Source organism: Blastococcus sp. VKM Ac-2987 (assembly GCF_026967805.1).
GTDB lineage: Bacteria > Actinomycetota > Actinomycetes > Mycobacteriales > Geodermatophilaceae > Blastococcus.
In genome coordinates this window covers 45,747-71,090 of record NZ_JAPVBG010000005.1, presented here as the reverse complement: position 1 = coordinate 71,090, position 25,344 = coordinate 45,747, and the positions used below count along the sequence as shown (strand labels likewise).

General features: G+C 75.1%; 22 protein-coding genes. 12 read left to right on the top strand and 10 right to left on the bottom strand.

Features of this window, described 5'->3' with window-relative positions:
* The first annotated feature begins 34 nt into the window (after positions 1-34).
* On the top strand, positions 35-811 hold the full coding sequence (locus O2W17_RS21875; protein ID WP_269194601.1) for a sulfite exporter TauE/SafE family protein: 777 nt from the start codon (positions 35-37) through the stop codon (positions 809-811).
* Positions 808-1,575, top strand: coding sequence for a sulfite exporter TauE/SafE family protein (locus tag O2W17_RS21870; protein WP_269194600.1), 768 nt, complete (start codon positions 808-810; stop codon positions 1,573-1,575). Before O2W17_RS21875 ends, O2W17_RS21870 begins: the two co-directional genes overlap by 4 nt.
* A gap of 31 nt (positions 1,576-1,606) precedes the next feature.
* Here O2W17_RS21870 and O2W17_RS21865 read toward each other — a convergent pair whose 3' ends face one another.
* The 5 genes from O2W17_RS21865 to O2W17_RS21845 all read right to left on the bottom strand — a co-directional run bounded on the left by O2W17_RS21865 (position 1,607) and on the right by O2W17_RS21845 (position 7,207).
* The gene (locus O2W17_RS21865) at positions 1,607-3,112 is read right to left on the bottom strand and encodes a tripartite tricarboxylate transporter permease (protein ID WP_269194599.1); all 1,506 of its coding nucleotides are present in this window, start codon (positions 3,110-3,112) and stop codon (positions 1,607-1,609) included.
* 7 nt (positions 3,113-3,119) lie between these two features.
* A complete protein-coding gene (locus tag O2W17_RS21860; RefSeq protein ID WP_269194598.1) occupies positions 3,120-3,581 on the bottom strand; it encodes a tripartite tricarboxylate transporter TctB family protein in 462 nt (153 codons plus the stop codon).
* Positions 3,582-3,666: 85 nt separating this feature from the next.
* The gene (locus O2W17_RS21855) at positions 3,667-4,734 is read right to left on the bottom strand and encodes a tripartite tricarboxylate transporter substrate-binding protein (protein ID WP_269194597.1); all 1,068 of its coding nucleotides are present in this window, start codon (positions 4,732-4,734) and stop codon (positions 3,667-3,669) included.
* 173 nt (positions 4,735-4,907) lie between these two features.
* Entirely contained in the window at positions 4,908-5,576 is a 669-nt protein-coding gene (locus tag O2W17_RS21850; protein WP_269194596.1) for a response regulator, read from the bottom strand.
* A complete protein-coding gene (locus tag O2W17_RS21845; protein ID WP_269194595.1) occupies positions 5,573-7,207 on the bottom strand; it encodes a sensor histidine kinase in 1,635 nt (544 codons plus the stop codon). Before O2W17_RS21845 ends, O2W17_RS21850 begins: the two co-directional genes overlap by 4 nt.
* 164 nt (positions 7,208-7,371) lie before the next feature.
* Here O2W17_RS21845 and O2W17_RS21840 point away from each other — a divergent pair, with 164 nt between their 5' ends.
* On the top strand, positions 7,372-8,547 hold the full coding sequence (locus O2W17_RS21840; RefSeq protein WP_269194594.1) for a mandelate racemase/muconate lactonizing enzyme family protein: 1,176 nt from the start codon (positions 7,372-7,374) through the stop codon (positions 8,545-8,547).
* A gap of 63 nt (positions 8,548-8,610) precedes the next feature.
* Here the strand turns inward: O2W17_RS21840 and O2W17_RS21835 are convergent, their stop codons facing one another.
* The gene (locus O2W17_RS21835) at positions 8,611-9,012 is read right to left on the bottom strand and encodes a tautomerase (protein WP_269194593.1); all 402 of its coding nucleotides are present in this window, start codon (positions 9,010-9,012) and stop codon (positions 8,611-8,613) included.
* An 86-nt stretch (positions 9,013-9,098) separates the two neighbouring features.
* Between O2W17_RS21835 and hrpB the strand changes: the two genes are divergently transcribed.
* Complete coding sequence (gene hrpB / locus O2W17_RS21830; RefSeq protein WP_269194592.1) at positions 9,099-11,603, top strand: ATP-dependent helicase HrpB; 2,505 nt, start codon at positions 9,099-9,101, stop codon at positions 11,601-11,603.
* Positions 11,604-11,640: 37 nt separating this feature from the next.
* Positions 11,641-13,470: a 4-alpha-glucanotransferase gene (gene malQ, locus O2W17_RS21825; RefSeq protein WP_269194591.1), complete on the top strand. Its 1,830-nt coding sequence runs from the start codon at positions 11,641-11,643 to the stop codon at positions 13,468-13,470.
* A gap of 71 nt (positions 13,471-13,541) precedes the next feature.
* Here the strand turns inward: malQ and O2W17_RS21820 are convergent, their stop codons facing one another.
* Entirely contained in the window at positions 13,542-16,169 is a 2,628-nt protein-coding gene (locus tag O2W17_RS21820; protein WP_269194590.1) for an ExeM/NucH family extracellular endonuclease, read from the bottom strand.
* Positions 16,170-16,364: 195 nt separating this feature from the next.
* On the opposite strand from O2W17_RS21820, the gene O2W17_RS21815 reads away from it, so the two are divergent.
* From O2W17_RS21815 to O2W17_RS21795, 5 genes are all read left to right on the top strand, one after another.
* Positions 16,365-18,167 carry a bifunctional metallophosphatase/5'-nucleotidase gene (locus O2W17_RS21815; protein WP_269194589.1) on the top strand — a complete coding sequence of 601 codons (1,803 nt, stop codon included), beginning with the start codon at positions 16,365-16,367 and terminating at the stop codon, positions 18,165-18,167.
* A 113-nt stretch (positions 18,168-18,280) separates the two neighbouring features.
* Positions 18,281-18,631: a hypothetical protein gene (locus tag O2W17_RS21810; RefSeq protein WP_269194588.1), complete on the top strand. Its 351-nt coding sequence runs from the start codon at positions 18,281-18,283 to the stop codon at positions 18,629-18,631.
* Positions 18,632-18,710: 79 nt separating this feature from the next.
* Positions 18,711-18,908, top strand: coding sequence for a hypothetical protein (locus O2W17_RS21805; RefSeq protein ID WP_269194587.1), 198 nt, complete (start codon positions 18,711-18,713; stop codon positions 18,906-18,908).
* A gap of 75 nt (positions 18,909-18,983) precedes the next feature.
* Positions 18,984-19,424 (top strand): hypothetical protein, encoded by a 441-nt coding sequence (locus O2W17_RS21800; protein WP_269194586.1) that lies wholly within the window; start codon positions 18,984-18,986, stop codon positions 19,422-19,424.
* The gene (locus tag O2W17_RS21795) at positions 19,412-20,233 is read left to right on the top strand and encodes a DUF998 domain-containing protein (protein ID WP_269194585.1); all 822 of its coding nucleotides are present in this window, start codon (positions 19,412-19,414) and stop codon (positions 20,231-20,233) included. The genes O2W17_RS21800 and O2W17_RS21795 overlap by 13 nt, the downstream gene beginning before the upstream one ends.
* Positions 20,234-20,248: 15 nt before the next feature.
* On the opposite strand, the gene O2W17_RS21790 is transcribed toward O2W17_RS21795, so the two are convergent.
* The 3 genes from O2W17_RS21790 to O2W17_RS21780 all read right to left on the bottom strand — a co-directional run bounded on the left by O2W17_RS21790 (position 20,249) and on the right by O2W17_RS21780 (position 23,211).
* A complete protein-coding gene (locus O2W17_RS21790) occupies positions 20,249-21,274 on the bottom strand; it encodes an Acg family FMN-binding oxidoreductase (protein WP_269194584.1) in 1,026 nt (341 codons plus the stop codon).
* 129 nt (positions 21,275-21,403) lie between these two features.
* Complete coding sequence (locus O2W17_RS21785) at positions 21,404-22,345, bottom strand: DMT family transporter (RefSeq protein ID WP_269194583.1); 942 nt, start codon at positions 22,343-22,345, stop codon at positions 21,404-21,406.
* Positions 22,346-22,464: 119 nt separating this feature from the next.
* Positions 22,465-23,211: an SDR family oxidoreductase gene (locus tag O2W17_RS21780; protein WP_269194582.1), complete on the bottom strand. Its 747-nt coding sequence runs from the start codon at positions 23,209-23,211 to the stop codon at positions 22,465-22,467.
* A gap of 219 nt (positions 23,212-23,430) precedes the next feature.
* Here O2W17_RS21780 and O2W17_RS21775 point away from each other — a divergent pair, with 219 nt between their 5' ends.
* Both O2W17_RS21775 and O2W17_RS21770 read left to right on the top strand, forming a co-directional pair.
* Complete coding sequence (locus tag O2W17_RS21775; RefSeq protein ID WP_269194581.1) at positions 23,431-23,655, top strand: YgaP family membrane protein; 225 nt, start codon at positions 23,431-23,433, stop codon at positions 23,653-23,655.
* Between the two features lie 74 nt (positions 23,656-23,729).
* A complete protein-coding gene (locus O2W17_RS21770; protein WP_269194580.1) occupies positions 23,730-25,328 on the top strand; it encodes a UDP-N-acetylglucosamine 1-carboxyvinyltransferase in 1,599 nt (532 codons plus the stop codon).
* Positions 25,329-25,344 lie beyond the last annotated feature (16 nt).

Genomic DNA, 25,344 nt, shown 5'->3' with positions numbered 1-25,344 from the left:
CCGGCTGCGTGCGACGCTTCCCGGCGATGACCGCATGACCGGGTGGGAGATGCTCGCGGTGACCGCGGCCGGCTTCGCGGCCGGTGGCATCAACGCCGTCGTCGGGTCCGGCACCCTGGTCAGCTTCCCGGTACTGCTGGCGGTCGGCCTCCCCCCGGTGACGGCCACCATCAGCAACTCCCTCGGCCTGGTGGCCGGCAACATCAGCGGCTCGATCGGCTACCGCCGGGAGCTGAGCGGGCAGCGGCGGCTGCTCCTGCGGCTGCTGCCCGCCTCGGTCCTCGGCGCGCTCACCGGGGCGTTCCTGCTGCTGAGCCTGCCCGCTGCCGCGTTCGCGGCGATCGTGCCGGTCCTCATCGGGCTCGCCGTCGTGCTGGTCGTCCTCCAGCCGCTGGTCCAGCGCAGCCTGCCCGCCCGGCCGGACGAGGGCACGGCTCCGCCGGTCCGTGGTGGGCGGCTCGCCGCCTGCTTCGCCGGCGCGTACTTCACCGGCACCTACGGCGGGTACTTCGCCGCCAGCCAGGGCGTGCTCCAGATCGGCATCTTCGGCCTCCTGCTGCGCGAGCCCCTGCAGCGGCTGAACGCGATCAAGAACGTGCTGACGCTGGCGGTCAACACCGTCGCCGCCGTCGCCTACGTGGTCGTCGCCACCGACCGCATCGACTGGTGGGCCGCCGCGCTGCTGTCCCTGGGCTCGCTGCCGGGAGCCGCCGTGAGCTCCCGCTACGGCCGGCGCCTGCCGGTCGCCGTGCTGCGGACGGCGATCGTGGTCCTCGGGCTCGTCGCGATCGTGGTGCTGGTGACCGGGTGAGCGCCTGGGAGTTCGGCTTCCTGGTCCTCGCCGGCGTCGGGGCGGGGCTCACCGGCAGCATCGCCGGCCTCGCCTCGCTGATCAGCTACCCGGCGCTGCTGGCGGCCGGCCTCCCCCCGGTGACGGCCAACGTCACCAACACCGCCGCGCTGGTCGTGGTCGGCGTGGGCACGGTGAGCGCCTCGGGCCCGGAGCTCGCGGGGCAGGGACGGCGCCTGCTCCCGCTGATGGCTGCCGGGCTGCTCGGCGGAGCCGCCGGCGCGGCGCTGCTGCTGGCCACGCCGGCCGGCGGGTTCGAGAAGATCGTGCCGTGGCTGATCGGCGCGGCGTCGATCGCCATCCTCGTGCAGCGCTCACCCCGGGAGCTGGCGGCCGAGGGGGCTGCGCAGCGCGCCGGACGCCCGGACCAGTGGTGGCTGCCGATCGCCGTCCTCGCCATCTCGGTCTACGGCGGCTACTTCGGTGCCGCGGCCGGCGTGCTGATGATGGCCACGTTCCTGCTCACCACGGGCGAGGGCCTCCCCCGCAGCAACGCGATGCGCAACGTCGTGCTGGGCGTGGCCAACACCGTTGCCGCGATCGGCTTCGCCCTCTTCGCCACGATCGTCTGGTCGGCCGCCCTGCCGCTGGCCATCGGGCTGTTCCTCGGTTCCCTCCTCGGCCCGCGCATCGTCCGCGTGGCACCCCAGACCGCGCTGCGGCGGATCATCGCCCTGGCCGGGCTGGGCCTGGCCGTCCACCTCGCGCTCGGCGCCTACGCCTGACCGCGCCGGCGCGCGGCGACCTGCCCGCTCGCTAGGACTCCTCCTCGAACACGACCTCGCGCTTGCGACGGACCGTCGGGAGCACCGCGACGACGAGGGCCAGCGCCGCCAGGACCAGCAGGGACAGGGAGATCGGGCGGGTGAGGAACACCGTCGCGTCACCCTGCGAGATGGTCAGCGCCCGGCGCAGGTACTCCTCCAGCAGCGGCCCGAGCACGAAACCGAGGAGCAGCGGCGCCGGCTCGCAGCCCAGCTTGACGAGTGCGTAGCCGAGGAGCCCGAAGAAGGCGATGGCGTAGACGTCGTACGCGTTGAGGCTGATCGCGTACGTGCCGATGCAGGCGAACGCGATGATCGCCGGGAACAGCCACCGGTACGGGATCGTGAGCATCTTCACCCACAGCCCGATCAGCGGCAGGTTGAGCAGCACGAGGAACAGGTTGCCGATCCAGAACGAGACGATGAGCCCCCAGAAGAGCTCCGGCTCGTTCTCGATGACGAGCGGGCCGGGGACGATGCCCTGGATGTAGAGCGCGCCGAGCAGGATGGCCATGACCGAGTTGGCCGGCAGCCCGAAGGTCAGCAGCGGGATGAACGAGGTCTGCGCGGCGGCGTTGTTCGCCGACTCCGGCCCGGCGACGCCCTCGATGGCTCCCCTGCCGAACTCCTCGGGCCGCTTCGAGGAACGCTTCTCCACCGAGTAGGACAGGAACGACGCGAGGACGTGCCCGGCCCCGGGCAGGACACCGAGCGCCGAGCCCAGCGCCGTCCCGCGCAGCACGGGCATCCGGATGCGGCGGAAGTCGTCCCTGGAGAGCCAGAGGCCCTCGACCTTCTTGACCATGACGCTGCGCGTCATGTCGCCCTCGAGGTTGCGCAGGATCTCGGCGATGCCGAAGAGGCCGACCGCGAGGGAGACGAACTCCAGGCCGCCGAACAGCTCGCGCGCGCCGAAGGTGAACCGCGGCGTGCCGGTGGCGATGTCCTGACCGACGGTGCCGAGCAGGAGACCCAGCACGATCATGGCCAGCGCCTTGAGCGTCGAGCCGCTCGCCAGCGTGATGGAGGCGATGAGGCCGAGCACGATGAGGGCGGCGAACTCGGCCGGCCCGAACTCGAGCGCGATGTCGGCGATGGGCGCGGCGAGAAGCGCCACGAACAGCGTGGCCACGGTGCCGGCGAAGAAGGAGCCGAGGGCCGCGGTGGCCAGCGCCTTGCCGGCCCGGCCCTGCTTGGCCATGGAGTACCCGTCGATCGCCGTCACGGCGGCCGACGACTCACCGGGCAGGTTGATCAGGATGGCGGTGGTCGACCCGCCGTACTGGGCGCCGTAGTAGATGCCGGCCAGCATGATCAGCGCGGTGACCGGGTCGAAGCCGAAGGTGATCGGCAGCAGCAACGCCATCGTGGCGGTCGGCCCGATACCGGGCAGCACGCCGACTGCCGTGCCCAGGGCGACGCCGATGAGGCAGAACAGCAGGTTGACCGGCGTGAACGCCGTCGCGAAGCCGAGCGCGAGGCTCTCGAGCACGCCCATGTCCGGCTCAGCCCCCCAGCCACGGGCCGAGGAGCGGCAGCCGCAGCTGCAGCGCCACCACGAAGATCAGCACGCTGAGCGCGGTGATGCTCACCGCGATGACCACGGCCGGGACCACCCGGACGCTCCGCCCGGCCAGCCCGGCCATCGTGACGGTCACCAGCAGCGTCGGCACCAGGCCGAGCGCGCGCACGAAGTAGCCGAAGAAGAGCAGGGCGGCGACCAGCAGCACGAGCGCCCGCCACGGGACGGGTCCCGGGTCGCTCCCCTCGCCGGCGATGAAGCCCGTGACGGCGATCGCGATGCCCAGGACCACGAGCAGCCCGCCGAGGACCAGCGGGAAGAACCCCGGTCCCATGCGCAGCGGGGTGCCGATGTCGTACGACGCCGACGTGATGGCGAAGGCCAGCCCGAACCCGGTGAAGATCGCACCCGCGAGCAGGTCCTTGCGGGCATCGTGCAGTTTCATGGCGTCCTCGGGTGGCTCTCGGGGGCAGGGGACGGTGGTGGGGCGGGCCGTCCCGACCGGACGACCCGCCCCACCGCCACGGCGATCAGTCCGCGGCGACCCCGGCCTCCTCGATGATCGGCTGCCACAGGTCGATCTGGCTGGTGAGCTGCTCGGTGTGCGCCTCGGGCGTCGCGTCCTCCTCCGGGGCGGGCTCGGAACCGAGCTCGGCCAGCTGGTCGATCACGTTCTGGTCCCCGAGCGCCGCCTGGAGTGCTTCGCTGAGCGTCGTCACGACCTCGTCGGGCGTCTCGGCCGGGACGTAGAGCCCGTGCCACACGCCGACCTGCAGGTCGGGCAGGCCGGCCTCCTCGGTGGTCGGCAGGTCCGGCAGGCTGTCCACCCGCTCCGGCGTGGTGACCGCGTAGGCCTTGATCTCGCCGGCCTGGATCTGCCCGGTCGTGTTGGTGGTCTGGTCGCACATGAGGTCGACCTGGCCGCCGACGAGGTCGGTGAGGGCGGGGCCGGTGCCCTCGTAGGCGACCTCGGTGAGCTCGACGCCGAGGGCCTCCTGCAGGAGCAGGCCGCACAGCTGCGAGGCCGCACCGACACCGGCGTTGGCCAGCGTGACGTCGCCGGCGTTCTCCTCCAGGTAGATGACCAGCTCCTCCATCGTCTGGGGCTCGAAGTCGGGGCGGGCGACGATCGTCATCGGCACGGTCGTGACCAGCCCGACCGTCTTGAAGTCCTCCAGCGGCGCGTACGGCAGGTCGGCGTACAGCGACGGCGCGGTCGACATGCCGATGTGGTGCATCAGCACCGTGTAGCCGTCGGGGTTGGCCGCGGCGACCTCGCCGGCCGCGATGGTGCCGCCGGCGCCCTCCACGTTCTGCACGACGATCGACACGCCGAGCTCCTCGCTCATCGGCTCGGCGACGAGGCGGGTCACCGTGTCGGTCGGGCCGCCGGCGGAGAAGGGGACGACGAAGGTGATGTCGTCCTCCGGGAAGCCGGCGGCCGCCTCGTCGCCGCCACCGCCGGCGCCCCCGGCGCCGCCGCACGCGCTGAGGAGGAGGGAGGCGACGGCCAGGCCGGCCAGGCGCGGGAGACGGCCGAGGCCGTGTCGAACCGGTCGCGTGCGCGCACCGGGATCGGTGAGGTGGTGCAGGGACATGGGTCGAACCCCTCCAGGATGGCGGACCGGCTCCGGTCGGGCAGACCCTGCACCACCGGGTGTGACGCAGGCGACATTTCGTCCATTCTGTACACGGGACGGCCCCGCCGGACCGCTGCGCCCACGGGGGCCGGCGCCTCCCGGGCACGGTGGCGCCGCCCGGCTGCCGCGGCTCACCGCCAGCGGTACTCGGTCTCCGGCCGCCCCGCGCCGCCGTAGCGGGGCGTGCGGGTGGCCAGCCCGGTCTCGGCGAGGTACTCGAGGTAGCGGCGCGCCGTGATCCGCGACGTACCCGTCTGGGCGGCGGTCTCGGCGGCGGACCGCCCGTCGGCGGCGCGGAGCACCGCGACCACGGCGTCGAGGGTCTGGGGGTGCATGCCCTTCGGGAGCGAGGCCTGCCGCTGGGGTCGCGGGCCCTCCAGTGCCCGGTCGACGTCCTCCTGACCGGCGGCGTCGCCGTCCACGGGCAGCCGGTCGCGGTAGTCGGCGTAGGCCAGCAGCCGGTCGCGCAGGGCAGCGTAGGTGAAGGGCTTGAGCAGGTAGCCGACGACGCCGTGCGCCGCGGCGGCGCGCACCGTGGACAGCTCCCGGGCCGAGGTCACGGCGAGGACGTCCACGTCGAGGCGGGCGGCGCGGATCCGCCGGCACAGCTCCACGCCGTGCGTGTCGGGGAGGTTCATGTCCAGCAGGACCAGGTCCACCGGCACGCGCGCCAGCGCGTCCAGGGCGAGGGCGCCGGTGCCGGCGACCGCCGCGGTGCCGAAGCCCGCCGTGCGGTCGACGTAGGTGCGGTGCGCCTCGGCGGCGACCGGCTCGTCCTCGACCACCAGGACCCGGATCACGGTGCGCTCCCCACGGCGGTGCGGACCGGCAGCGACACGGCGAACTGCGCGCCGGGACCCGGGCGCACGGTGACCGAACCACCGTTGCGGCGGACCGCCTGGGCGACGAGGGCCAGGCCCAGCCCCCGCCCGGCGCCCGCCGGGAGCTGGTCGTCGGCGTCCTTGGTGGTCCACCCCCGCTCGAACACCCGGGGCACCTGCTGCTCGGTGAGCCCCGGCCCGCTGTCCTCCACCCGGATCTCCAGGCGATCGCGGTCGACCCAGGCGGCGAACTGCACCTCGCGCGGCGGTGCACCGGCGAGCGCGGCGTCGATGGCGTTGTCGAGCAGGTTGCCGACGATGGTCACCAGCTCGCCGCTGGGGATGCCCGTCGCCGCGACGGCGGTGCCCGGGTCGATCTCCAGCCGCACCCCCCGTTCGTGCGCGGTCGCCGACTTGCCCAGCAGCAGCGCCGCGAGCACCGGCTCCTCGACGGCGTCGACCACGCGGTCGGTCAGCCGCTGCGCCGACGCCAGCTCGGCCGTGGCGAACTCCACGGCGTCCTGCCCGCGGCCCAGCTCGATCAACGACACGGTGGTGTGCAGCCGGTTGCCCGCCTCGTGGGCCTGCGCCCGCAGGGACTCGGCGAACGCGCGCACGCTGTCCAGCTCGCCGGTGAGGGCCTGCAGCTCGGTGTGGTCGCGCAGGGTGACCACGACACCGGCCGAGTCCCCCGGGGCGCGGGCCGGCACCTGGTTCACCACCAGCACCCGACCGCCGCTCACGTGCACCTCGTCGACCGTCTGCTGCTGCCCGCGCAGCGTCTCCACGAGGTCCGCGGACAGGCCCAGCTCGCTCACGTGCCGTCCGTTCGGGTCCGCGTCGAGGGACAGCAGGCGGCGCGCCTCGTCGTTGACCAGCTGCACCCGCCGGTCCCCGTCCACGACCAGCAGCCCCTCGCGCACGGCGTGCAGTACGGCCTCGTAGTAGTCGAGCATCCGGGCGAGGACGGGCGCGCCCAGACCGCGGGTCTGCCGGCGCAGCCGCCGGCTGATCAGCCAGCTGCCGGCGCTCCCCACGGCGAGGATGACCAGCCCGGCGACGAGGATGCCGGGCAGCGAGCGGGCGAGGTCCGCCCCGATCGCGTCCAGCGTGATCCCCGCGGAGACGAGCGCGACGACGTCGCCGTCCTCGTCCAGGATGGGGCCGGTCGCCCGCACCGACGGCCCCAGCGTCCCCGTGTACGTCTCGGTGAAGGTGCGGCCCGCCAGCGCCGGCTCGATCGTGCCGATGAACGAGCGGCCGATCTGCGCGGGATCGGGGTGCGTGTAGCGGGTCCGGTCGGGCGCGAACACGGTGATGAACGACATGCCGGTGTCCCGGCGGACCGCCTCCACGTACGGCTGCAGCACCTCGGTCGGCCGGGGGCCGGTCACCTCGTCGACCACCAGGGGCGAGTGGGCGAGCGCGGCCACGATCGCCGTCGCCTGCACCTCGGCGTCGTGCTGCGCCGTCCGCTGCGTGTTGAGGTAGGCGGCGGCCGTCGCCGTGAGCACGATGACGGCGACCACCAGGCCCTGCAGCAGCAGCAGCTGCCGCGCCAGGCTGGTCGGCCTGGGACGCCGTCGCAGCGGGAGGTCGGGGCTGCGCACGCGGCCAGTGTGCCCCGCGCCACACCGGCGGGGGCCGGTCGGCTGTCACGGCCGGAGTACGAAATGACCGAATCCGTCCCGGGGGGCACGCCGGCCCCCATCGTGGGCACCGTTCCCAGTGGCCGGTGACCGGCGGCCGCTGTCGTCGGAGAGATCGGAGCCCCGTGCGCATCGTCGACATCCGCGAGCAGACGGTCCCCATCCAGGCGGACATGTCCAACGCGTTCATCAACTTCTCGAAGATGACCGTCAGCGTCCTGGCGCTGGTCACCGACGAGGTGCGCGACGGGGAGCCGGTGGTCGGCTACGGCTTCAACTCCAACGGCCGGTACGCGCAGGGCGGCCTGCTGCGCGAGCGGATCATGCCGCGGGTCCTGGAGGCCGAGCCGGGGAGCCTGGTGGGTGAGCACGGCGACCTCGACCCGGAGCTGATCTGGCGCGCGGCCATGCGGGACGAGAAGCCCGGCGGGCACGGCGACCGGGCGGTCGCGATGGGCGTCCTCGACATGGCGGCCTGGGACCTCGCGGCGAAGCTGGCCGGGCTGCCGCTGAACCGGCTGCTCAGCGAGCGGGCCCGTGACCCGCGCACCCCCGCGCCCCCGGCCGAGCGGGTCTGGGTCTACGCCGCCGGGGGCTACTACTACCCGGGGCGCGGGCTCGAGGCCCTGCAGGCGGAGATGCTCTCCTACGTGGACCTGGGGTACCGCACCGTCAAGATGAAGATCGGCGGGGCTCCGCTGGCCGACGACCTGCGGCGCATCGAGGCCGTCCTGGACGTGCTGCCCGACGGGTGCGACCTGGCTGTCGACGCCAACGGGCGGTTCGACCTGGACCGGGCGCTCGCCTACGCCGATGCCCTGAGCGCCTACCCGCTGCACTGGTACGAGGAGGCCGGCGACCCGCTGGACTTCGAGGACCTGGGCCGGCTCGCCGAACGGTACCCCGGCCCGTTGGCGACGGGCGAGAACCTGATGTCCTTCCAGGACGCCCGCAACCTCATCCGCTACGGCGGGCTGCGTCCCGACCGCGACGTCCTCCAGATGGACCCCGCGCTGAGCTACGGGCTGACCGAGTTCCGCCGGATCGTGGCGATGCTGTTCGACTCCGGCTGGAACCCCGACCGCTGCGTGCCGCACGGCGGGCACCAGTTCAACCTGTCCATCGCGTCGGCCTTCCACCTGCGCGGGTGCGAGTCCTACCCCGGGGTCTTCGAGCCGTTCGGCGGTTTCGCCGACGGCTACCCCGTGGAGGACGGCCACGTGCGGCTCCCGGACGCACCGGGCATCGGCCTCGAGCAGAAGGCCTCCCTCGCTCCGGTCCTCCGGGACGTCCGCGGCTGAGCCCGCGCACCCCGGAGCCGCCGTCCGCCCCGGCGCCTGCGGCCGGCCGGCCGGCCGGCCGGCTCAGCCTGCGCCCTCCCCCGCCCTGGGCGCCCAGTCCGGGGCGAAGCCGCCCAGCTGGGGGTGGAACATCTCGTCGCCGGTGTGCTGGGTGAACTCGACCTTGACCAGGCGCTCCTCCAGGCCGCAGGCGCGGGCGCACGCGTCGACGACCCGGCGGGCGAGGAGCTCGCGGGTCGCGGCCGGCCGGCCGGCGCGGACGTCGCACATGACCAGGGCCGCCGGCTCCGGGTCCTCCGCACCGCACCGCCACACCCCGCCGGGGCCGAGGTCGTGGATCGAGACGGTGACGAAGTCCGGCCGGACGTCCATCACCGCGGCGTAGACGGATCCGAGCTCCCTGGCCAGCGAGCGCTTGGCGTCGAGGTCCAGGCGGAGCGGGAGATCGAGCTGCAGCGACGGCACACCCGTCCCCTTTCCCGGTGGTGGGCCGGGGCACGCGCGCACGGCGGTGGCAGGACGCCCCCACCGCGCACGCCAGACTGGGGGCCGTGCTGCCACCGCCCGGGACGCCCGGGACCGACCTGCCGGTCCGGGCCGCGCTGCCCGCGCTCGCGGACGCGCTGTCGGCCCGGGGTGCCGCCGTGCTGGTGGCCCCGCCCGGGACCGGGAAGACCACCCTCGTCCCGCTCGCGCTGGCCGGCTCCCTCCCGGGGCGCGTCGTCGTGGCCGAGCCGCGCCGCGTGGCCGCGCGGGCCGCCGCCAGCCGGATGGCCGCGCTGCTGGGCGAGCCGGTCGGCGGACGGGTGGGCTACAGCGTCCGCGGGGACAGCCGGCGCAGCGGCGCCACCCGGGTCGAGGTGGTCACCACCGGCCTGCTGGTCCGCCGCCTGCAGGCCGATCCCGAGCTGCCCGGGGTGGCCGCCGTCGTCCTGGACGAGTGCCACGAGCGGCACCTGGACACCGACCTGGCGCTCGCGTTCGGCCTCGACGTCGTCGGTGCCCTGCGCCCGGACCTGCGGCTGCTCGCCATGTCGGCGACGGCCCAGGCCGGCCGGCTGGCCGCCCTGCTCGGCGGGGAGGCCGGGCCGGCCCCGGTCGTCGAGGCGACCGGGACGCTGCACGAGGTCGACGTCCGCTGGGCGCCGCCCCCCACCCCGGTCGATCCACCGCACGGCCTGCGGGTGGACCCGCGGCTGCTCGCGCACGTGGCCGCGACCGTCCGCCGGGCGCTGGCGGAGCAGGCCGGGGACGTGCTCGTGTTCCTGCCGGGTGCCGGCGAGATCGGCGCGGTGGCCGGTCTGCTGGACGGGGTCGACGCCGACGTGCTGCCGCTGCACGGCCGGCTGCCGGCCGCCGCGCAGGACGCCGCCCTCCAGGCCGGCTCCCCCCGCCGGGTCGTGCTGGCCACCGCGCTGGCGGAGAGCAGCCTGACCGTGCCCGGCGTCCGCGTCGTCGTCGACGCCGGGCTCGCGCGCGTGCCGCGGGCCGACCTGTCGCGCGGCCTGGGGTCGCTGGTCACCGTGCGGGCCTCGCGCGCGGCGGTCACCCAGCGGGCCGGCCGGGCCGGCCGGGAGGGGCCGGGGTCGGTCTACCGCTGCTGGACGCCCGCCGAGCACGACCGGCTGCCCGCCCACGACGAGCCGGAGGTGGCTGTCGCCGACCTGACCGCCTTCGTGCTGGAGCTGGCGTGCTGGGGAGCGCCCGGCGGGACGGGCCTCGCCCTGCTCGATCCCCCGCCGCCGGCGGCCCTGGTCGTGGCCGGGCAGACGCTGCACGACCTCGGCGCGGTGGACGGCGACGGCCGGGCGACCGCCCGGGGACGCGCGCTGACCACCCTCGGGGTGCATCCCCGCCTCGCCCGCGCGCTGCTGGACGGCGCTCCGCTGGTCGGCCGTCGCCGGGCCGCCGAGGTGGTCGCCCTGCTCTCCGCCGACGTCCCCGCCCGCGGGGACGACCTGACCGTGACCTGGCGGGCCCTGCGCTCGGGTGCCGACCGGAGCGCCACGGCCCGGTGGCGGGAGGAGGTGGGCCGCCTCGGGCGTGCGCTCGACGACGTCGCCGCTCCCCGGCTGCCCGACGGCAACCTTCCCGACGACACGGCGGCCGGCCTGGTGGTCGGCCTGGCCCATCCCGAGCGGCTGGCGCGGCGCCGGCCGGGCGGCACCGGCACCTACCTGATGGCCGCCGGCACCGGCGCCGAGCTGGCGCCCGGGACGGCGCTGACCGGGGCGTCCTGGCTGGCCGTCGCCGTCGCCGACCGGGCCCCCGGCCGGCGCGACGCCCGGGTGCGGTCGGCCGTGGCGATCGACGAGGCGACCGCCCTCGAGGCCGCCGGTGCGCTGCACCGGGACCGGGACGAGGTGTCCTGGCGCGACGGCGACGTCCGCAGCGCCCGCGTGGAGCGGCTGGGCGCGATCGTGCTGGCCGAGCGCCCGCTGCGCGATCCGGACCGCGCCGCCGTGGCCGCCGCGGTGGCGAAGGGCCTGCGCGCGGAGGGGCTCGGGCTGCTCCGCTGGACCCCGGCGGCCCGCCGGCTGCGCGAGCGCCTGGCCGCGGCGCACGGCGGGCTCGGCGACCCGTGGCCCGCCGTCGACGACACGGCCCTCCTGGCCACCGTCGACGTCGCCGGTGCGCGCAGCCGGGCGGACCTGGCCCGCATCGACGTCGTCGCCGCGCTGCGGGCCCTGGTGCCGTGGCAGGTGGCCGGCGACCTCGACGCCGTGGTGCCCGACTCCGTGACGGTCCCGACCGGGTCGCGGATCCGGGTGGACTACACCGATCCCGCCGTCCCCACCCTGTCGGTGCGGGTGCAGGAGGTGTTCGGCTGGGGGCAGGCCCCGCTGGTGGCCGGGCGACCGCTGCGGCTGCAGCTGCTCTCCCCGGCGCAGCGGGTCGTCGCCACGACGACCGACCTCGCCGGGTTCTGGACCACCGGCTACCCCGCCGTCCGCAGCGAGCTGCGCGGCCGGTACCCCCGGCACCCCTGGCCGGAGGACCCGGCGGCCGCACCGGCCACGAAGCGAGCGACGTCACGCGCCCGGACCCGCGACTGAGGCTGCGGGCTGCCCCCGCCCCGGCGAGGATCGCGGGGTGACGACGAAGCCGACGACCGACGACTGGGGCATCGATGCGAGCTGGCTGGATGCGCTCGACGAGGAGCACCAGGTAGCGCAGGAGACCATCGAGCGGCTGCGGGCGGTCATCGGCGAACCGCCGGCCGACCTCGAGGAGCGCGCGCCCATCGTGGCCCGTCCCGGGGACGCGCTGGAGGTCGACGAGGCCGACGTCGTCTGCGAGGACGGCGAGGTCCGGCACATCGACGGCCAGCTGCCGGAGGACTTCCCGCTCGGCTACCACTGGCTGCAGTCGCCGCAGGGCCGCCGGCGCCGGCTGATCGTGTCGCCGGGCCGCTGCTGGCTGCCCGACGAGCGCGCCTGGGGCTGGGCAGTGCAGCTGTACGCCGCCCGCGGCCGGGACAGCTGGGGCATCGGCGACCTCGGCGACCTGCGCACCATCCGCCGGATGGCCGCCGACCAGGGCGCCGGGTTCGTGCTCATCAACCCCCTGCACGCCGTCGCGCCGATCGCCGAGCAGGAGGCCAGCCCCTACCTGCCGGCCACCCGCCGGTTCCGCAACCCGATCTACCTGCGGGTCGACGAGGTGCCCGGCGCCGAGGCCGTCGACCTGGAGGCCGACGCCGGCCGGGCCCTGTCCGAGGGTGCGCTGATCGACCGGGACGCGATCTGGGCGCGCAAGCGCGAGGTCCTGATGCGGATCTTCTTCGCCCACAGCGGCGGCGAGGCGTTCGGCCGCTGGCGGGCGGAGCAGGGGCAGACCCTGCAGGACTGGTCCACCTGGGCGGCGATCACCGAGGAGCACGGCGCCGACTGGCACACCTGGCCCGCCGAGCTGCGCCGGCCCGACGGCCCCGGGGTGGCCGGCTACGCCGAGCAGCACGGGGCGGTCGTCGCCTTCCACGCCTGGCTGCAGTGGGCGCTGGAGCTGCAGTTCACCGCAGCCACCGACGGGATGACCGTCATCCAGGACCTGCCGATCGGCTTCGCCGGCGGCGGCGCCGACGCCTGGGCGTGGCAGGAGGTGCTCGCCGACGGCGTCAGCGTCGGTGCACCGCCGGACGCGTTCAACTCCGCCGGGCAGGACTGGGGCTCCCCGCCGCTGATCCCCTGGCGGCTGCGCGACGCCGACTACGAGCCGTTCGTCCAGTCCATCCGGGCGACCATCGCCGGCGCCGGCGGCCTGCGCATCGACCACGTCATGGGCCTGTTCCGGCTCTGGTGGGTGCCCTCGGACGGCAGCGCGGCCGACGGCGCCTACGTCCGCTATCCGGCCGAGGACCTGCTGAACATCGTCGCGCTGGAGAGCCACCGGGCACAGGCGCTCGTCGTCGGCGAGGACCTCGGCACCGTCGAGGACGGTGTCCGCGAGGCCATGGCCGAGCACGGGGTGCTGTCCTACCGCCTGCTCTGGTTCGAGGACGACGCCCCCGCCGAGTGGCCGGCCGAGGCCATGGCGGCGATCACCACCCACGACCTGCCGACGGTGGCGGGGCTGTGGACCGAGGCCGACGTCGACGAGCAGCGGGAGCACGGGACCGGCACCGACGAGGAGCTCGAGCGCGGCCGCAGCTCGCTGCTGGCGCACCTGCCGGGGCTCTCCGACGACGCCACGGTCGAGCAGGCGGTGGAGCAGGCGCACGCCCTGCTGGCGACGTCGCCGTCGCTGCTGCTGTCGGCGACGCTGGACGACGCCCTCGGCGAGCAGCGCCGGCCGAACATGCCCGGCGCCGGCGACCGGCCCAACTGGTCCCTGCCGCTGCCGGTGCCCGTGGAGGACCTGGCGGTGCACCCGCTGCTCCAGACGGTCGCCCGCACCCTGGCCGAGGGCCTCGACAGCGACTGACCCGCAGGACACGACCGGCGCGGCACCCCGTTCGGGGTGCCGCGCCGGCGCGCGTCCGTGGAGCCGTCAGGTCAGGACTCGGCGCCGTCCTGGTCCTCGCGGCCCGTGCCCCTGCCCTGGTCGAGGACGTCGGTGCCCGGGCCGCCGATCAGCGTGTCGCTGCCGTTGTCCCCGTACAGCCGGTCGTCGCCGGCGCCGCCGAGCAGGACGTCGTCCCCGTTGTTGCCGTTGACGACGTCGTCCCCGTTCCCGCCGCAGATCACGTCCGCGCCGTTGCCGCCGGTGATGACGTCGTCGCCGCCCAGGCCCATGATCACGTCGACGCCGTTGCCGCCGACGAGCACGTCGTCGCCCTCGGTGCCGACGATCGTGGGCTCGAGGCCCTGGCAGAGCAGCGGCTCCGGCTCGACCACGGCCTCCTGCAGGTCGATGCCGAGCAGCAGCGGGTCGTGGTCGCTGGAGCGGTAGGGGTCGGCCGCGTACAGCGCCGGGTCGCCGGAGTACTGGTAGGCGAAGGACTCCACCGAGTTGATGTTCCAGTGCACGACGTCGGTCACCTTGGCGGTCAGCTCCTGCGTGGCCAGCGCGTGGTCCAGCGAGCCGGACAGCGCGTCGAACACGTAGCTGTACCGGCCCGGGTCGAACAGCTCGCCGAGGTCGACGAAGCCCTCCTCGCGGAGGACCTCGATCGGGTCCTCCTGGGTGTAGGCGTTGAAGTCGCCCATCAGCAGGACGTCCGGGTCGCCGGTCCGCGCCTCCAGCTGCTCGGCGAAGGCCGCCAGCGACCCCGCCTGCCGCACCCGGTCGCCGTTGAACGAGCCCTGGCCGGTGTCGAGGTTGTCACCGGTGCCGGTGCCGCCCTTGGACTTGAAGTGGTTGGCCACCACGGTGAAGGCGTCGCCGTCCGCGGTGAAGGTCTGGGCGATCGGCTCCCGGGCGTTCGACCAGACCGTCTCGTCGACCAGGCCGACCGACGGACCGACCGGGGTGACGGCGGCGGGCCGGTAGATGATCGCGTTCCGGATCACGTCCCGGTCGACCGCGTACAGCTCCTCGGGGAACGGGACGAAGGCCCACGTGCCGGCACCGGCGTCGGCGTTCAGCCGGGCCACCAGGTCGGCCAGCGCCGTGTCGGCGTCGCCGGGGGTGAGCCCGGTGGAGTCGGTGTCCTCGATCTCCATCAGGGTCACCACGTCGGCGCCCAGCGCGTTGATCGCCGGCACGATCTTGCCGGCCTGCTCCGCGAACTCCGCGTCGCTGGTGGCACCACGGCCGACGCCGCCCTGGGTGAGGAAGTAGTTGAGCACGTTGAACGCGCCCACCTGGACGTCACCGCCCACCACGCCCGGCGCGGCCGGACGGGTGTTCTGCAGGCCGAAGACGCCGTCCGCGGTGCCGTCGGCCGGCTGCAGCCGCCAGGCGTCGAACCCGTAGCCGAGCACCAGCGGCTCGGTGAAGGTGAGCGTGTCGCCGACCCGGACCGGGGTCTCCGGCGACAGGTAGGGGGCGGTGGTCACGCTGACCCGGCTGCTGAGGGCGTCGTCGAGGACGATGCTGCGCAGCGCGTTCTCCGCCGCGATCGCGTCCGCCTCGGCGCCGGGACGGGCCAGCTCGGTCGGCTGGACCAGCCGGCCACGCTCGGACAGGGTCAGCTCGCCGAAGCTGGTGAGGTCGAAGACCTCGCTGACGGTGAGCGGATCGACCGGTGCGACCAGCATGCCCTCGAGCCGCTCGCGGACGTCGTCGTCGGCGGGCAGGTCCAGCGGGGTGGCCGACGGCAGGTCCGCGGCGGTGCCGTCGGCGCAGATGCCCACGTTCGCCTCGCCGCGGATCTGGGTCTGGTCGAAGTACTCCTGGGCGAGGCCGGTCACCGCGACCGTGTCGCCCAGATCCACCTCGACGGAGGAGAAGACGAAGATCCCGTCGGAGGTGGCGGCGTCGCCGTCGCCGTCGACGTCCTGCAGGTAGAAGCCGGAGAGTCCGGGGGTGTCGCCGACGACGACGCCCCGCACGGTGACCGTGGAGCCGGCCAGCGGGGTGGTCCCGCCGGCGCCCTGGACCTCGCCGATCTCGTTCGTCACCGCGGTGTCACAGACCTCGCCGGCGGCCGGCGGCGGCTCCACCGGACCGGGTGCGGCGGAGTTGACCACGCCCGGGGTGGCTGCGGCCGGCCCGGACCAGACGAGCGCGTCGGTGCCGGCGTCGTAGCTGCGCGACAGCGACTGCCCGGCGGGCTCCGTGCCGGCCTCCGAGACACCGATGTCGATGCTCGTCGTGCCGGCGGCCGTCGAATTGCTGGCGGTCATCACGCCCTCGTAGGACAGGAACTCGACCAGGCCGGCCGGGCCGACGAGCGCGATGCCGTCGGGTGAGCCGTTCTGGAGGGTGCCCGAGTAGGTGACGACCGCGATGCCGTCAGCATTCGGCTCCAGGCTGTCGGAGTCGTAGCGGGCCCCGTTGGACCCGTTGTAGAGCTCGACGGTCCACCCGGTCGTGCTGGAACCGGCCGGGAACTGCACCTCGACGAACTCGTCGACGTCCGCGCCGGCGTTGTCGTAGTGGAGCTCGGAGATGAACGGGGTGGTTGGCGGCGCCGCCTGCGCGAAGGCGGGGATGCCCACCACGGCCACGGAGGCGGCGAGGGTGCCGAGAGCAGTACGGCGCGCGAGGACGCGCGGACTGCCGATGCGTACGAGCACGGAGAAGTCCTTCCGGACGGTCGTTGAGATGCCGAGACGGTAAGCCGATCGGGTGACGAGCTGCACCACGGAAGGTGACGAACGCGTGACGGAACGGTCCTGCTATGCGATGCGTCACAGATCGACATCCGGTCATGCGCCGTTCACCTCCCGGTGTGACGCTCACCCGGCCAGTCCCACCGACCTCGGAGCGTCATGTCCCTGACCCACCTGCGCCGCGGCACCGTCGTGGCGACCGTGACCGCCGCCGCTCTCGCCGGCGGCGGCCTCGCGGGCACCGCCGCGGCCGCGCCCGCTGCGGAGCCGCAGCCCGACTTCACCCTCACCCTGCTGCACGCCAACGACCTCGAGTCCGCCCTGCTGCCGGTCACCCTCGAGGACGGCGGCACCTACGGCGGCGCGGACCGCTTCGTCGAGCTGATCCGCCAGCAGCAGATCGCGGCCCTGACCGGCCAGCGGGCCGAGGGCATGGCCAAGAAGCGCGGCGTCGTCACCATCTCGGCCGGCGACAACTTCCTGCCCGGGCCGCAGCTGGCCGCCAGCGAGGACTCGGGGCGGCCGATCTACGACGCCACCGCGTTCAACGCGGCGCGCTTCGACGTGTCGATCCCCGGCAACCACGACTTCGACCTCGGCCCGGACTTCTTCGCCGAGTGGATCGGCGACCTGCGCCCGCAGACGACGATCGTCTCGAGCAACCTCGGCTTCGAGGACGAGCCGGCCCTGCTGGCCCGGGTCGAGGACGGCACCATCGTGACCTCGCACGTCGTCCGGGAGCGCGGCGAGCAGATCGGGTTCATCGGGCTCACCACGCCGGACCTGCCCCGGCTCACCAGCTCCCGCGGCGTGACGGTGGACCCCGACCTCGCCGAGATCGCCAACGCCCAGGCCGCCGCCTACGAGGCCGCCGGCGTGGACAAGGTCGTGCTCGTCTCGCACCTGCAGGACATCGACAACGAGGTGGCGCTCGCCGCCCAGCTCAGCGGTGTCGACGTCATCGTCGGCGGTGGCGGCCACGAGCTGCTCGCCGACGAGGGCGACCCGGTGGTGCCCGACGGGACGGACGTCCACGGTTCCTACCCGCTGACCCCGACCGACGCCGACGGCGAGGTCGTCCCCGTCGTCACGACGGCCGCGCTCTACTCCTACGTCGGCCGCCTGGTCGTCACGTTCGACGCGGCCGGCGAGCTCCTGGTGGTGCACGACGAGGCGTCGCGCGTGATCCCGGTGGCCGCCCAGGGCCCCGACGCCGTCGCCCCCAACTACGCGGTCAACCGGCAGGTCGTCCGCCCGGTGGAGCAGTACGTCGCGGACCTCGCCGAGCAGGTCGTGGCCACCTCGGAGGTCGACCTCAACGGCATCCGCAACGACGTGCGCAGCCGGGAGACCAACCTCGGCAACCTCGCCACGGACGCCCTGCTCGCCGCGGGCCGGCGGGAGGCGGCCGCCCTCGGCGTGACCACCCCGGTCGTGGCTCTGCAGAACGGCGGCGGCATCCGCAACGCCGCGGTGATCCCGGCCGGTGAGATCACCGCGCTGGACACCTACACGGTGCTGCCCTTCTCGAACTTCGTCGGCGTCGCCCCGGCCATGCCGGTCGAGACCTTCGTCGCCGGCGTCGAGCACGGGCTCTCCGGCGACGTCACCGGCGGGATCCTGCAGCCCGCCGGCTCCTTCGCGCAGGCCGCCGGCTACCGGGTGAGCTACGACCCGGCACAGGAGGCCGGCTCGCGGATCGTCGACCTGGTCCTCGATGACGGCACCGTCCTGGTGGCGGACGGCGTGCCGACCGGCGCGCTGGAGACCATCTCGGTCGCCACGATCGACTTCCTGCTGCGCGGCGGTGACGGCTACCCCTTCGACGGCGTCGAGTTCACCGTCCTGCCGGTGACCTACCAGGAGGCCCTCGAGACCTACCTGGTCGAGGACCTCGGTGGCGTCGTGACCGCGGCCGACTACCCCGTCGGTGGGGAGGGGCGGATCACCCCCGTCGCCTGACCCCGCCACCCGGCACGGGCGCTCTCCGCACGCGCGGAGGGCGCCCGCTGCCGTCTCCAGGCACGACGGGGTTTCGTCGAACGCGTGTTCGACCGCCGTGCGAGACTCGGTGCATGGCAGGCGGGATGCACCGGGGGCGCGGCGGCCGGTCGCTCGGCGAGCGGGCGGCGGAGTCGGGGGTCGGTGCGCAGCTCCCCCGCCCGCCGCTGCCCGAGCCGCCGCTGCCCGAGCCCCCGCCGCTCACCGCCGCGCCGGGCCGGCCGGTGGGCGGGAGCACCGGCGCCGGCCGGCACTGCTGGGTCCACGACCCGCCGGAGGCACCGGGCACCTGGCCCGGTCTGCTCGTGGAGTGGCAGCAGCGGGACGGCGGCTGGCAGGGCCGCGTCACGTACGCGCTCCCCGGCCCGCACGGCGCGGCGCTGGTCGAGACGTGGCTGCCGGCGTCGCGGTTGGAGCCGAGGTGATCGTCGTCCCGGTTAGCCGCGGCGGGTCGCGGCTATGGCTCCTGCCGACCGCATCCCGACAGAGCCGGAGGACGCCACGATGACCGAGCCCGACCGCCCCACCCTCGACGACGTGATGCAGCCGCAGGAGTCGGCGCCCCGCGACCGGCAGGAGCACGCGAAGGACCCGCACCTCAGCGACGAGGCGCTCGAGCACCGCACCGAGCAGGAGCGCCAGGCGGTCGGGTCCGACGACGCCGATCCCGCCGGCGCCGAGCTGCACTCGGCCACCGACTGAGCACGGCGCTCCGGTGGTGCGCTCCCGGCCCGCGCGCGGCGGGAGCGCACTCCCGGCGCGCGGGGAGCTGACGGCGTGGCACGGCTGACCGCGGACGACGTCGCCTGCTGGGTGCTCAAGACCGCCGCCCCGCCCGAGGCGCTCCTCCCCGGCTGGGGTGCCGGGGAGGAGCGGCTGCTCACCCGGTGCCTCCGCCCCTCCTACCGGCTGGGCCTCCTGGCGCCGGGACGACCGTGCCTGCTGTGGCTCAGCGGCCGGCAGCGCCCGGGCGTGCACGCCGTCGGGACCCTGGCCGACCACGTCGACGACGCGCCGGGCGGGCCATCCGTCGCCGTCCGCGTGCGGCTGCTCGACGAGCCGGTCCCCCGGGCGGAGCTGCTCACCGATCCGGCGTTCGCCGGCGCCGAGGTCGTCCGCATGCCCGCCGGCAGCAACCCGTCCTGGCTGTCGGCGGGCCAGTACGCCGCGGTCCTCGCCCGGGCGGGCCGGAACCGCCTGGGATCATGGCGGGCGTGACCCCGAACCGCCTCCGCTGGGGCGCCCTGACCTGGGTGCTGACCCTGCAGTTCTTCGTCGTGGAGGCCGTCGCCCAGGCCCGCTACGCCGGCCCCTACTCGCGCGTCGACGACGTCATCAGCGCCCTGGGGGCGGGCGACTCCGCGGCCCGGCAGCTGATGAACGCGTCCTTCGTGGTGCAGGCGGCACTCATCCTGGGCGGGGCCCTGCTGCTGCGGCCGGCGCTGCGCGGGAGCGCGGGCCGGGCGGTGCCGGTGCTGCTGGGCGCGGCCGCGCTGGGGGTGCTGCTGGTCGGGGTGTTCCCCACCGACACCAACAGCACGCTGCACGCCGTCGGCGCCGTCCTGTACCTGGTGGGTGGCGGGCTGGGCCTGGTCACGCTGGCCTACGCCGTCCGGCCCCGGTCCGAGGCGGTGGGCACGATCGTCGTCCTGCTCGGCATGGTGGCCACCGCAGCGACCATCTTCTTCCTGACCGGCGTCACCGGCTTCCTCGGCGAGGGCGGCACGGAGCGCGCCGCCGCCTACCCGCTGCCGATCGGCCTCGCGCTGACCGGCGGCGTCCTCGGGTGGCTGGCCCGCCGCGGGGACGCGGCGCCCGCGGACTCGTCGATGCGGGCCGAGCGCGACCGGGAGCAGGCCCGCCGGTCCGAGGAGGTCCGCGCCCGGGACGCCGCGCTGGAGGCCGCCGCCGGCGGGGCGACGGCGTCCGGCGCTCCGGGCACCCCCGCCGACGCCGCCCGCACCGGGGAGCCCGGAGCGGGGGACGTCGACCCGGAGGACCCGTGGGCGCCCGTCCGCCGGCGGTGACCGGCGCCGCGCGGGTCAGCCGGCGGGCTCGAAGCGCAGCACATCGCCCACGGGCCGCCGGCCGCTGACCGCGGGAGGCGGCGCGTCCGGCTCCGGCTGCCGCGGGTAGCCCAGGCGCAGCAGCATCTGCGGGTGCCCGACCAGCGACAGCCGGGACTGCATCCGGGTGCGGGTGGCCGGCCAGTCGAGCGCCTGGGTGAGCGGGGAGGCGACCAGGCCGGCCGAGGTGAGCTGCAGCAGCACGCGGCCCAGCGCCCGCCCCGACCGCAGCCAGGCGGCGCGGTCGTCGCCATCGGTGCCCATCAGAACGACGGCCGGGCGCTCCACCTCCGGCGGCGGGGCGGCGGGGTCGCCGGCGGCCCGGAACGCGTGCTGCTCCCGCTGACCGGCGACGAAGTCCCGGATCAGCCAGTTCGAGGCCCGCTCGTGGGGGTCCCCGCTCGGCACCGCGCCGATCGGCACCCCGTCCACGGCGGTCGGGTCGGTGCGCAGCCACCCCTCCAGCTCGGCGAGGTAGGCGGGATCACCCTGCTCCATCTCCTCGGCCCGGGAGATGAGGAACACCGTGGCGACCTCCTCCTCCGAGCGCGTGATCGGCTTCAGCCAGGTCCCGAAGGCACGGGCCCCGGCCTGCAGCCGCTGCACCAGGTCGTCGGGCACGGTGCGCGCCTCGAACGGCGCACGCACGGTGTGCCGGTGGTCGATCGCCGCGGCCAGCGCCCGGTCATCGGCGGAGGGCTCGCCCCCCGGAGTGATCCGGACGCCCGCCAGGTGGGTGGGCTCGGCGGCGTCGGGCAGCTCCTCGACCTCGGCCTCCCACCCCCGGGCGGCGAGCGCGACCACCGCGAACTCCAGAGCGGTGCCGCAACTGATGACCTGCTGCCGCGCGCTGGGGTCCAGCACCGGCAGCGCACGGTCCGGGTCGAGGAACAGCTCGAGCCGGTCGGGCCGGGCCACGAACCGCCACGGCTGCGTGTTGTGGATCGACGGCGCCCGCGTGGCCGCCGCCACCACCTGCGCCCAGTCCTGCTCCTCCACCACGAACCTCCCGGCCGGTCGCCTCGGACGGTCATCGGCGATGACCCCGGTGCGTGCCTACCCCATCGCCCCGGCGTCCTGCACACCCGGTCGTCGATCCGCGTCCGCCCTCCCCCGGCGTCCGGTCCGCGGTCACCTCGGGTCGGCGGCCCCGGCCGGGGCCGGTGGCGCACCGGCCGCCGGGACGAGCGGCCGCCGGGGCCGCCGCCGCGACACCGCCACCCCGGCCAGGCACACCGCTCCCCCGGCCAGCGCCAGCGCCGGCGGCGTCTCCGCCAGCAGCAGCCAGCCGAGCACGATGACCAGCGGTGGCACCAGGTAGGTGGTGACGCCGAGCCGGCCGGCGTCCATCCGGGACAGCGCGTAGGCCCAGGTGCTGAACGCCAGCGCCGTCGGGACGACGCCCAGGTAGACCATGCCGACCACCGAGGCCGCCGGCGCGCGGCCCAGGTCGGCCACCAGGGCACCGGCCCACGGCAGGCAGCACAGCGCCCCGATCGCGCAGGCGGTGAAGGTCACCTGGAGCCCGGGCAGACGGCGCAGCAGCGGCTTCTGGGCGACCACGCCGACGGCGTAGGTGACCGCGGCGACGACGCACAGCACGACGCCGGCCAGGTCGGCCTCGGCGCCCCGCGTCGCGGCGCCGATCAGCAGCACGCCGCCGAACGCGACGGCTATCCCGACCACCAGCCAGCGCGGGAACCCCTCGCCGAGCCACAGCCCGGCGAAGACGGCGATGAGGATCGGCCCGATGTTGACCAGCATCGCCGTCGTCCCGGCGTCGAGGTGCTGCTCCGCGGCGTTGAGCGCCACGTTGTACACGGCGAACCAGCCGATACCGCAGATCGCCAGCAGTCGCCAGTCCTGCGCCGCGGGCCGCACCCATCCCCGGCGGGCGACCAGCAGGCCCAGCACGAGCGTGCCGACGAGCAGCCGGCCCAGCGCCAGGGCGCCGGGCGAGAGGTCCTCCCCGACGGCGCGGATGCCGACGAAGGCCGAGGCCCAGGCGAGCACGGTGACGGCGACGGCGAGGAGCGTGCGGCCGCCGGGAGCGGCCGCCTCGGGGGTGGTCACGAGCGGACCCTAGGGCGGGCCGCCGACGGGACACCGGCGGTTTCCCGACACCGCACCCGGCCTGGCGCACCTGTGCCGGGGACTGGCAGGAACGCTGCGGTCCGGCCCGTCCGGGGTCCTCAGCCGCGGAGGTGCTCGGCCCAGGTGCGCCGGCCGCGTGCACCGCGCACGGGCAGCGCCCCGCCGTCGCGCACCGCCGCGCCGAGCCGGCCCGGCACCGGGGTGGCCACCACCCGGGCGTTCGGTGCCCGGACCTGCGCCCACGCCCGCGCCAGGTCGGCGACCGTGTGCTCCTCGGGCCCGGCGAACTCCACCACGCCGCCGGACGGCGACGCGGCGGCCAGCCCGGTGAGGTGCGCGGCGGCCTCGACGACGTCGACCGGGCGCACCCGCCAGCCCATGGGCACCGGCAGCAGGGGCCCGCGGCGGGCGATGCCCAGCAGCTCGTCGACGAACCCGTGGAACTGGGTGATCCGCACCAGCGTGACCGGCAGCCCGGAGGCGAGCAGCACCTGCTCGGCGGCGTACTTGGCCCGGTAGTAGCCGAGCGGCACCCGGTCCACACCGACGATCGACACGTACAGCAGGTGCCGCAGCCGGGACCGGTCGACAGCCTCCACCAGGCGCCGGGTACCGGCGACGTCGACCTCCCAGGGGTCGCCGCGGGGATCGCTGGCCGCGTGCACGACCACCTCCGCGCCGGCGAGCGCCGGACCCAGGTCGAGCCCCGTGGCGAGGTCGCCCCGCACCCCGCCCGGTCCGGTGCCGCGGCGCGACATCTGCCGCACCTCGTGCCCGGCGTCCCGCAGTTGCGGCACCAGGTGCCGCCCGAGGCGGCCCGTGCCGCCGGTGACGACGACGTCCATGGCACTGATTCTGACCGGCGGTCCGGCCATCCGGCCATCCGGCCGGCCTGGCCGCATCCGCCGCGGCGAAGGGCCCGGACGAGGCGGGGACCTCCGTCGCGCGGAGGCCGGAGGCACCGGGACCTTCGTCGCGCTCCCCGCCGACGTCGGGCCGTGTCACGGGCGGGCGGAGGCCGGCACCCTCAGGGCACCGGGGGAACACTCGGCGAGAGGGAGATCATGAAGCGCAACATGGGAACGGTCGACCGCATCATCCGCACCCTGGTCGGCGTGGCGGCCGTCGCCGGCGCCTTGCTGGCCGGGGCCACGTCGGCCGTCGGCATCGTGCTGTGGATCCTGGCGGCGATCATGCTCGGCACCGCGGCGGTCGGGTTCTGCCCGCTCTACGCCGTGCTCCACGTCGACACGCTCGGCCGGAGGACCGACCGCGGGCTCCCGGTCTGAGCGGTCCCCGGTTCCGCCACGCCACGACGGCGTGACGGTGCTGCCGCATCTCACATGGGAGATACCCTGCCGAGGTGACGGCCACCGAGACCTCCGCCCATCCGACCGGTCCCGGACCGCTCGGGGCCGCCGACGGGCAGAGAGCGCACGAGTCCAGCCCCACGCACCGCATCGGCCTCCTCGTGCGCGACGCCCGCCGGCACCGGGGGCTGACCCAGCAGCAGCTCGCCGACCGTCTCGGCACGAGCCAGAGCGCGGTGGCCCGCATCGAGCAGGGCGGGCAGAACCTCACCCTGGAGCTGCTCGGCCGGCTCTCGGGGGCGCTCGACAGCGAGCTGATCAGCCTCGGGCCGGCCGGTCCCGCGCACCTGCGGGTGACCGGCGGGCGGCCGCTGCGGGGCAGGGTCGCGGTGAAGTCGTCGAAGAACGCCGCCGTCGCCCTGCTCTGCGCCGCCCTGCTCAACCGCGGCCGGACGACGCTGCGGAACGTCTCCCGCATCGTGGAGGTCGAGCGGATCCTCGACGTGCTGCGCTCGATCGGCGTGTCGGCCACCTGGGACGAGGCGGGCCACGACCTCGAGCTCGTGGTGCCCGACGAGCTCGACCTGGACGGCATCGACGCCGACGCGGCCCGCCGGACCCGCAGCATCATCATGTTCCTGGGCCCGCTGCTGCACCGGGCGGCCACCTTCCGGCTGCCCTACGCCGGCGGCTGCGACCTCGGCACGCGCACCGTGCAGCCGCACATGATCGCGCTGCGCCCCTTCGGGCTGGAGATCGAGGCGCACGCCGGCGAGTACCAGGCGACCGTGCAGGGCCCCGGCGCCGCCGACCGCACCATCGTCCTCACCGAGCGCGGGGACACCGTCACCGAGAACGCCCTGCTGGCCGCGGCCCGCGCCGACGGCACGACGACCATCCGCAACGCCAGCTCCAACTACATGGTCCAGGACCTCTGCCTGTACCTGCAGCTGCTCGGCGTCGGGGTCGAGGGTTTGGGCTCCACCACCCTGGTCGTGCACGGCCGCCCGGTGCTGGACGCCGACGTCGACTACACGATCAGCGAGGACCCCGTGGAGGCGATGAGCCTGCTCACCGCGGGCATCGTCACGGGGTCGGAGCTGACGGTGGCGCGGGCGCCGGTGGAGTTCCTCGAGGTCGAGCTGGCGGTGCTGGCCGAGATGGGCCTGCGCTACGAACTGTCCCCGGAGTACCTGGCCGAGAACGGGCACACCCGGCTGGCCGACGTCACCATCCACCCGTCGGAGCTGAAGGCGCCCATCGACAAGGTGCACCCGATGCCGTTCCCCGGCCTGAACATCGACAACCTGCCGTTCTTCGCGGTGATCGCCGCACAGGCCCAGGGCTCGACGCTGATCCACGACTGGGTCTACGACAACCGGGCGATCCACCTCTCCGACCTCACCCGGCTGGGCGCCGACGTCCGGCTGCTCGACCCGCACCGCGTGCTGGTCACCGGCCCCACGCGGTGGTCGAGCGCCGAGGTCGTCTGCCCGCCGGCGCTGCGACCGGCCGTCTGCATCCTGCTGGCCATGCTGGCGGCCAAGGGCACCTCGGTGCTGCGCAACGTCGACATCATCGCCCGCGGCTACGAGCAGCTCTACGAGCGGCTCGTGGAGATGGGCGCCGACATCGAGGTCTTCCGCGACTGACCAAGGGCGCCCTGCG